At 66.2% G+C, this 7,010-nt stretch carries 5 protein-coding genes and 2 rRNA genes (1 of these 7 cut by a window edge); 3 read left to right on the top strand and 4 right to left on the bottom strand.

Going from position 1 to position 7,010, the window contains the following annotated elements; translation table 11 throughout:
* Both ACP6CK_RS11300 and rrf read left to right on the top strand, forming a co-directional pair.
* A 23S ribosomal RNA gene (locus ACP6CK_RS11300) occupies window positions 1-2,270 on the top strand; it begins 467 nt to the left of the window's first position.
* A gap of 118 nt (window positions 2,271-2,388) precedes the next feature.
* Window positions 2,389-2,503: ribosomal RNA gene (rrf, locus tag ACP6CK_RS11295) — 5S ribosomal RNA — on the top strand.
* Between the two features lie 350 nt (window positions 2,504-2,853).
* On the opposite strand, the gene ACP6CK_RS11290 is transcribed toward rrf, so the two are convergent.
* The gene (locus ACP6CK_RS11290; protein WP_426959002.1) at window positions 2,854-3,963 is read right to left on the bottom strand and encodes a Bug family tripartite tricarboxylate transporter substrate binding protein; all 1,110 of its coding nucleotides are present in this window, start codon (window positions 3,961-3,963) and stop codon (window positions 2,854-2,856) included.
* Here ACP6CK_RS11290 and ACP6CK_RS11285 point away from each other — a divergent pair.
* Entirely contained in the window at window positions 3,883-4,587 is a 705-nt protein-coding gene (locus ACP6CK_RS11285) for a hypothetical protein (protein WP_426959996.1), read from the top strand. The two genes, ACP6CK_RS11290 and ACP6CK_RS11285, sit on opposite strands and share 81 nt — an antisense overlap.
* Here ACP6CK_RS11285 and ACP6CK_RS11280 read toward each other — a convergent pair.
* The 3 genes from ACP6CK_RS11280 to ACP6CK_RS11270 are packed head-to-tail and all read right to left on the bottom strand — an operon-like array spanning window position 4,570 to window position 7,006.
* Window positions 4,570-5,364, bottom strand: coding sequence for an HpcH/HpaI aldolase family protein (locus ACP6CK_RS11280; protein ID WP_426959001.1), 795 nt, complete (start codon window positions 5,362-5,364; stop codon window positions 4,570-4,572). The two genes, ACP6CK_RS11285 and ACP6CK_RS11280, sit on opposite strands and share 18 nt — an antisense overlap.
* Window positions 5,361-6,239 carry a hypothetical protein gene (locus tag ACP6CK_RS11275; RefSeq protein ID WP_426958999.1) on the bottom strand — a complete coding sequence of 293 codons (879 nt, stop codon included), beginning with the start codon at window positions 6,237-6,239 and terminating at the stop codon, window positions 5,361-5,363. The genes ACP6CK_RS11280 and ACP6CK_RS11275 overlap by 4 nt, the downstream gene beginning before the upstream one ends.
* Entirely contained in the window at window positions 6,236-7,006 is a 771-nt protein-coding gene (locus ACP6CK_RS11270; RefSeq protein WP_426958997.1) for an MBL fold metallo-hydrolase, read from the bottom strand. The genes ACP6CK_RS11275 and ACP6CK_RS11270 overlap by 4 nt, the downstream gene beginning before the upstream one ends.
* Window positions 7,007-7,010 lie beyond the last annotated feature (4 nt).

Here is a 7,010-nt window from a genome sequence, read left to right as displayed (position 1 = left end):
CCGACGAGGGGAGTGAAAGAGACCTGAAACCGAGCGCTTACAAGCAGTCGGAGCCCGCAAGGGTGACGGCGTACCTTTTGTATAATGGGTCCGCGAGTTCGTGTTGGCAGCAAGCTTAAGCCGTGAGGCGGAGGCGCAGCGAAAGCGAGTCTGACAAGGGCGCTTGAGTTGCCGGCATGAGACCCGAAACCGAGTGATCTAGCCATGGCCAGGCTGAAGGTGGGGTAACACCCACTGGAGGGCCGAACCCACGCCTGTTGAAAAAGTCGGGGATGAGCTGTGGCTAGGGGTGAAAGGCCAATCAAACTCGGAAATAGCTGGTTCTCCGCGAAATCTATTGAGGTAGATCGTCAGGTGTTTACCGCCGGAGGTAGAGCACCGGAAGGGCTAGGGGGGCCCAAAGCCCTACCAAACCCTACCGAACTCCGAATGCCGGTGAGTATAGCCTGGCAGACAGACAGTGGGTGCTAAGGTCCATTGTCGAGAGGGAAACAGCCCAGACCACCAGCTAAGGCCCCTAATTCGTGGCTAAGTGGGAAAGCATGTGGGACGGCCAAAACAACCAGGAGGTTGGCTTAGAAGCAGCCATCCTTTAAAGAAAGCGTAATAGCTCACTGGTCTAATAGCTGTTCTGCGGCGAAAATGTAACGGGGCTCAAGCCACGAGCCGAAGCTGTGGGTGTGCAGCGATGCACGCGGTAGCGGAGCGTTCCCTAGGCCGTTGAAGGGAGACCCGTGAGGGCTCCTGGAGGTATGGGAAGTGCGAATGCGGACATGAGTAGCGACAAAGAGGGTGAGAACCCCTCTCGCCGAAAGTCCAAGGGTTCCTGCGCAAGGCCAATCCGCGCAGGGTGAGCCGGCCCCTAAGGCGAGGGCGAAAGCCGTAGCCGATGGAAACAGGGTGAATATTCCCTGGCCCCCCAGACGTGACGACCATGAAGCGCGGTCATCCCTTATCGGATTGGGATGGCAGGTGGAGTGGTCCGGGAAATAGCGCTGGGATTATGGACCGTACCCGAAACCGACACAGGTGGACTGGTTGAGTATACCGAGGCGCTTGAGAGAACCATGCTGAAGGAACTAGGCAAATTGCCCGCGTAACTTCGGGATAAGCGGGACCCCATGGCACGCAAGTGTTGTGGGGTGGCACAGACCAGGGGGTGGCGACTGTTTAGTAAAAACACAGGGCTCTGCGAAGTCGAGAGACGACGTATAGGGTCTGACGCCTGCCCGGTGCCGGAAGGTTAAAGGGAGAGGTGCAAGCCTTGAACTGAAGCCCCGGTAAACGGCGGCCGTAACTATAACGGTCCTAAGGTAGCGAAATTCCTTGTCGGGTAAGTTCCGACCTGCACGAATGGCGTAACGACCTCCCCACTGTCTCCAGCATGGGCTCAGCGAAATTGAATTCCCCGTGAAGATGCGGGGTACCCGTGGTCAGACGGAAAGACCCTATGAACCTTTACTGCAGCTTGGCAGTGGCGCCAGGAAGGGGCTGTGTAGGATAGGTGGGAGCCGATGAAGCCGGGGCGCTAGCCTTGGTGGAGGCAACCTTGAAATACCACCCTGCGCCTTTCTGGCGTCTAACCGCATCCCGTTAGCCGGGATCGGGACCCTGCCTGGTGGGCAGTTTGACTGGGGCGGTCGCCTCCCAAAGTGTAACGGAGGCGCGCGATGGTGGGCTCAGGCCGGTCGGACATCGGCTGTTGAGTGCAAAGGCACAAGCCCGCCTGACTGCGAGCGCGACAGCGCGAGCAGAGACGAAAGTCGGCCTTAGTGATCCGGTGGTCCCGCGTGGAAGGGCCATCGCTCAACGGATAAAAGGTACTCTAGGGATAACAGGCTGATCTCCCCCAAGAGTCCACATCGACGGGGAGGTTTGGCACCTCGATGTCGGCTCATCGCATCCCGGGGCTGGAGCAGGTCCCAAGGGTTCGGCTGTTCGCCGATTAAAGCGGTACGTGAGCTGGGTTTAGAACGTCGTGAGACAGTTCGGTCCCTATCTGCCATGGGTGTTGGAGACTTGAGAGGATCTTTCCCTAGTACGAGAGGACCGGGAAGGACGCACCTCTGGTGCACCGGTTGTGGCGCCAGCCGCATCGCCGGGTAGCCAAGTGCGGAACGGATAACCGCTGAAGGCATCTAAGCGGGAAACCAGCCTCAAGACGAGGTCTCCCCAAGGGCCGTGCAAGACCAGCACGTCGATAGGCCGCAGGTGGAAGTGTCGTAAGACATGCAGCCGAGCGGTCCTAATCGCCCGATCGAATTTCAATCACACCGTCTGCCAGGCGCCCAATCCTTCGGGCACCGCACGCAGCATCAAACCGCGTCAGAGACAGCTTCAGAACCGCTGACCAATCTGGATCCTTCTCATCAGGACCCGGCCCGGTCGTCCGGTGGCTACAGCGAGGTTGCCACACCCGATCCCATCCCGAACTCGGCCGTGAAACCCCTCAGCGCCTATGGTACTGCGTCTCAAGACGCGGGAGAGTCGGTCGCTGCCGGACAACCCGGCCGGGTCCTGAAGAGTACCTCCACCAGCATGGTGGATGACCGGCTTCGCGCACTGATAGCGGCTTTATCATTTGCCGATGCGCTTACGTGGAACACGATCTTCGTCGCGGATGCTTTGAATCTGAGTTCGGGCTATCGCCGCAGATCGACGCCGAACGGCTCGACCATAGTTCGGAGCTCGACCCGACACTAGGCCCAATGATCACCACTGTCGGGATGAGCAGCTCCGGCGACAAAATGAGCTCGTTCGCTGTGACAGCGCGAGGCAGTGAAATCTTCCGCTTCGTGACGGCAGCGGTCGTTGGGTTGCAACGACCTACGCGACGGGCAGCCTGTGCAGGCGCTAGTTCACCTTGATCTGAGCGTCGCGAACAACACCACGCCACCGCGCCAGGTCCGTCGCGGCAAGGCGCGTGAGATCCTCCCGCGAAGAGGCCTCGACGGTGAAGCCGATCCGGGCAAGGCGCTCCACCACCTCTGGCGCGCGAAGGGCGGCGACGAGCACCGTGTTCAGCCGATCTGCGATCGGGTCGGGCGTGGACGCAGGAAGGAAGACGCCGGTCCACGAGACCGAGAAAAGGTCGGGGTAGCCTGCTTCGGCAAGGGTCGGAACATCGGGTGCAACGGTGATTCGGCGTGGTCCTGCGACGGCGATGGCGCGCAGCTGTCCCGCCGCGATCTGCGGCCCAGCGGTGCCGGAGTTCACCATCGTCACGGGCACCTGCCCGGACATGACGGCCGTGATGGCCGGTGCGCCGCCGGGGAAGGGCACGTGGACGCCCCGGGCTCCGGTGCGGAGCAGCAGCAATTCCATGCCAAGTTGTTCGGACGAGCCGACGCCGGAGGACGCGAAGGAAACGCCGTCCCGTTGCGCAAGCATCCACTCCTGGAGTTCGCCGACCGTCCGGACGGGGAGGCCCGGATGAACCGCGACGACATTCGGTGCGGACATCGCGAGCGTCACCGCCTTCAGGTCACGCACTGGGTCGAAGCCGGGGCGCGCCATGACGAGGGGCTGAATCGTCATAGTGCCGGACGCATTGAAAAGTAGGACGTGCCCGTCTCCGGGAAGGCCCGCGACGTAGCGCGTACCCGTCACGCCCGTTGCTCCGGGCCGGTTTTCCACGACCACAGGCTGTCCGAGAAGGCCCGTGAGCCCTGGCTGGACGGCGCGGGCGCAGAGATCAGTCGCGCCGCCCGGCGGAAAGGGCACAAGGAGGGTGACGGGGCGGGAGGGCGCCCAACTGCCCTGCGCGGCGGCGGGTCGTGCCAACAGGGCTGGCGCGAGGGCGAGAGCGTCGCGTCTGCGGATCACGGCTGTTTCCCTGCCGCGGCTTGACCGGGAGGGCCGCGGGCGGGACCATCCTGCGTCATGGCGCTCGACAGGTCCACGGCTGGCGTGCGCGCGGTGCTGGACGCGCTGCGGGACGAGCGGGGCTACGTCCTGCCGCATCACGGTCTCCTCGCCGCCGCTCTTCCGGAGCTGCACACGGCATACCGGACCACCTACCGTGCACTCACGCTGGACCGGCGGCATCTTTCCGAACTCGAGCGGGAATGCGTCTGGATCGCGCTGCTTACAACCCTCGGCGAGGGGGTCGGCACGCACCACGTCCGTGCGTTCCACGCGGCGGGCGGGAACGGTGAGATGGCGGCGTCGCTGTTCCGCCTCTCGGCCTGGGCATCCGGCGCGGAGGTCTGGCGCTTTCTCGACACTGATTGGGGACGACACTTCCCGGGGATGGATCCGGCGACGGCGTACCTCAAGGGTACGGCAGCGCTCGGAACAGGCCTACCACCGGGTGTGGCGCGGCTGGCGCTCGCGTCCATCCACGCCGCCCGCGACGCAGACTGGCCGCTGCGCATCGAACTCGCTGCGGCCTACGCCGAGGGGGTGCCGGAACCGAAGCTCGCGGAGGCGCTGAGTCTCATCATCTGGCCGCGGGGCGTGAACCCCTTCGTGCGCGCCGCCGGCGTCTGGCTCTCCGTGCTGCGGGAGGGGAGGGTGGCGCCGTCCCCACCCTTCGCGGAGTGGCGGGATACGCCGGACCAAGGGGCGCTATCGCTCGAGCGCTGAGGCCACTCCCTCAAAGAAGGTGTGGCGCTCGCGGGCGCCGCGCATCAGCAGCGACAGGTCGTTCTCTGTCAGCACAACGCGCATTCCGGCGCGGAGGAACCCGCGCCAAGGTCCCTCCTCCCTCGGCCCGCCCATGCCCGCGAAGAGACCCCGACGGCGCGCGGCCTCGCAGACGGCCTCGACGGCGGCCAGGAGTTCTGGCGCGTCGTAGCGTCCTGGCAGCCCGAGGTCCCAAAGCAGGTCCGATGCGCCGATGAAGAGGCCGTCCACCCCGGGAGCGGAGGCGATGGCGTCGAGGTTCGAGAGCGCCCGCGCGCTCTCAATCATGACGAGAACAACGACCTCCTCGTTGAAGACCTCGCACGCCTCGCGAAGCGAGAGGTGGTAGCCGAAATGCGGGAGCGTGCCGGGGACGGAAAGGGCGCCCCGCGGCGCGAAGCGGGCCGCACGGGCCACCGATGCGGCCTGCTCTGCTGTCTCGACATGCGGCACGACCACCCCGAGCGCGCCGCCGGTGAGCAGCCCCGCGATCTCCGCCGGGTCATGCGAGCGCGGCCGGGCAAGAGGCAGCAGCCCCGAACGGATCGCACCGAGCGCGGCATCGCCCGCGAGGTGCGGCGCGGCGGGCGCGTGCTCGAAATCCAGCATGAGCCATTGGAAGCCACAGGCCGCGAGGATCGGTCCGATCTCCGGCGAGCGGGAGAAGCGGGCATTGCTGCCGAGGGCGATGCCGCCCGAGGCGAGGTGGCGCCGGAAGGCGGTGCCGGGCCGGATCATCCAAGCACCTCGTCGAGCCCCGCGGGAAGGCTCCAGGGGCGGCGAGGTCGGCCACCGAGGCGGCGGAGGGCGTCGCGCACGACGTCGAACGCCTCGGCGACGGCGGCCGGACCCTCGATGACGAGCCCGAAGCCCGGGCAGATCCGCTCGGCCGGCCAGCCCTCCTGGATGCGGTCGAGGTCGGCGATGACGGGCGCAGGATCCACCCCGATCAGCCAATCCATCTTCGCCGAGAGGAACGATGCGGCCTCCTCGGCCCGCATCGGCGGCTCGCCCGGGCTGCGGAGGCGCGACATCCCCGGCTCGGCCCGCGCCAGGAAGGCGAAGGCGTCCGAGGTGAACAGGGTTCGCGTGCGCCGCTCATAGAACCAGTTCGTCGCGAGCAGCCGCAGCTCCGTCCGCAGAACCTCCAGTTCCAGCGTGCCGATCCGGGTCACGACGCCAGGGGCGATGCGGGTCGCGGCGACGCCGTTCGCCTCGATCCGGCCGGCCGCCTCGGCCTCCTCCACGCCCTCGTAGAAGTCGAGCGGATTGAGCACGCCGGCGTAGAGGACCTCCCGCAGCCCGAACTCCCGGACGAGGGCGGGGATGCCGTTCATGCAATCCTGCTCGCGCCGCGTGGTGATAAGGCGGCGTTCGCCGCAGCCGGCGGAGGTCCGCCGCACCCCCTCGGCGACGAGGGGCCAATGCACGGCAAGGCCCGTGTCCACCATGAGCCAGGAGGAACCATCCCGGAGCGCATAACCCTGGACGGGAAGCCAGCCCCGGGCCTGAAGCGGGATCCAGGACACCGGCGCCTCCTCCATCCGCAGCCAGCCCCCCAGCGCCCAGAGCGTGCCGGGAGCGATCTCGGCGAGACCTTCCGTCTCCGTCACGCGTCCAGCCCTTCCGGCAGGATGCCCCGCTTGAAGGCGGGCAGGGTCTCCGCGGGCGTATCCACGACGCAGCCATGCGCTCCGGCGAGGAGCCGCGGGCGGAGGCGCGCGATCAGCTCATCCATCTCAGGGAAAGAGGGCCGGCTGTCCGTGAACTTCGGCCAGTGCAGGGCCTTGTCGTTGAAGTCGCGCATGATCGCGACGTCCGGCGGCGCGATCTCCGAGGAGAAATGGTCGCACTGCCCGGGCACATGGGCGTGGAAGTAGGCGCAGGCGTCGGACAGGAAGAGGATCCGGTCCTTCGTATCGAAGGCCCAGAGCGTGTCCGGGAGGTCCCGCCAGACCGGGGGCAGGAAGACGAAGCGGCGATCGCCGAGGTCGAGGGATTCGCCGGCAACGACATGGCGGAACCGGTGCGCGAGGTCCGGGAGGTAAAGCGGCCAGTCCCGCATGTCCCCGACCGCGACCGCACCGGGATAGCGCTCGAGCCAGGCCCGGAGCAGGCCGGAATGCGGCAGCTCGGAATGCGTGGGGAAGACGTAGTCCACCGGGCGGCCATCGAGGAACGCCTCCACATCCGCCCGGACATCCTCCCAGTGCATGGGGTGGCCCGTGTCAACCAGCACGACCGCATCGCGGCCACGGAGCACGTAGAAGGCGTAATGGGCGTGCAGGCCGGGAACGGAACTCGGGATGCAGCGGCCGGTCCAGAGGCAGTCGGCCGTGATCAGGCGGGGTAGGGTGCCGGTGCGGTCGAAATCAGGCATGGCG

Source organism: Muricoccus radiodurans (assembly GCF_050154705.1).
In the GTDB taxonomy this organism is placed as follows: Bacteria; Pseudomonadota; Alphaproteobacteria; order Acetobacterales; family Acetobacteraceae; genus Roseomonas; species Roseomonas radiodurans.
This window is presented reverse-complemented; position numbering and strand designations above follow the sequence as displayed.